Genomic DNA, 1,322 nt, shown 5'->3' with positions numbered 1-1,322 from the left:
GTCGATAAACCGAAAGGCGTTGTCAAGGCGCAAAAGGACACGCGACTGCGATAAGCAGTTCGTGCGAGCCAGGGAGTTGGAGACCGAGGCATAGCGCGAGTCCTGTTGCGAATCAGTCGGTGGAATCAGATTCCACCACCCATCGATGCGGCCAAACATCAGCCATGATTCTTGTTCGAACATCCGGCCTTACCGGATGCGGGGGTGCCCACTCAACCGAACGGCCCTGCTCTTCAGCCGGCCACGGAATGACTCGGGCTGCCCCCGTTGTGAACCGCTGGCCGATAGGGCGTCTGGGTGCGCAGCATCCAGTACAACCGCACCGCCAGCTTGCGCGCCGCCGCCACCTTGGCCACCCCTTTCGGCTTCTGGTGGCAGCGATGCTGATACTCTCTGCGAAACTCCTCGTCATAACGGCAGGCCGACTGAGCAGCCTCGACCAGCATGGTGCGCAAAAACACGTTGCCCTGCTTGGAAATCGATCCCAGGCGACGCTTGTCGCCCGAACTGCGTTCTGTCGGGATCAACCCCAAGTAGCTGGCCACATGCTTGCCCCGTTTGAAGCGCTGTACGTCCCCCATCGTCACCACGAACGCCAGCGCCGTCACCGGACCCACACCCGGCTGCGTCATCAGCAACCGCGCCTGACCATCGCTGGACGACACCTGTTCCACCGCTCGATCCAGCTGCTCCACCTGGCTCTCCAGCAGCGACAACAAGGCCAGAAGATCTTCCCGCCGCTGTGAAGCCCATCGCGCCAGGGAAAGTTTTTCAAAATCAGCCCTCCCCCGAACGCTCCACAGGTGACGCTTCTTCTGCATCCCCTGGTTCAGAGCCAGATGCTGCAACTCGGTCTTCACCCGCGTCCGCACCTGAACCAGCTTGTGTCGATGTAGCAGCAACTGACGAATGTCGCGCTGTTCAACCGACGGCACCCAGATACGCGGAAACCGCTGCTCCACCAGCAGGCGAAGAATGTGCCCTGCATCGCGACGGTCGGTCTTTTGCCGCCGCACGTAGCTGGCTCGGATCTGGGCCGCATCGCCTATCCATAACTCGTGACCCAGACTCTTCATCAGTTGCTCGAACCAAAACGAGTTGCCTACCGACTCCATGCCGATCAGAACTGGACCTTCAAGTTCACGGTAGAACTGCTCGGCTTCTCCATCGCCGTGTCTCAGCCTCCTCCCCTCTATCTCGCCTGTCGTTGAATCCAAAAATCGCGATCTGCTGGAAGCTGGGATGAAAATCACAACCTACAATCTTCATGAGGCTCCTTTACCTCCCGCGCAAAAGCTCGGTCTCCAACAACCAAACTCTAG

At 59.4% G+C, this 1,322-nt stretch carries 2 protein-coding genes; both read right to left on the bottom strand.

What is annotated here, in order from left to right:
• Positions 1-183 (bottom strand): hypothetical protein (locus DHV10_RS27640; protein WP_204101552.1); only part of this gene is annotated, 183 nt, incomplete at its 3' end.
• A gap of 50 nt (positions 184-233) precedes the next feature.
• Positions 234-1,217 carry an IS110 family RNA-guided transposase gene (locus tag DHV10_RS26840; RefSeq protein ID WP_162601944.1) on the bottom strand — a complete coding sequence of 328 codons (984 nt, stop codon included), beginning with the start codon at positions 1,215-1,217 and terminating at the stop codon, positions 234-236.
• Positions 1,218-1,322: the final 105 nt, after the last annotated feature.

The organism is Occallatibacter savannae (assembly GCF_003131205.1).
Classification (GTDB): domain Bacteria; phylum Acidobacteriota; class Terriglobia; order Terriglobales; family Acidobacteriaceae; genus Telmatobacter; species Telmatobacter savannae.
The sequence above is the reverse complement of the archived record's forward strand: the minus strand, read 5'-3'. Positions and strand labels throughout refer to the sequence as shown.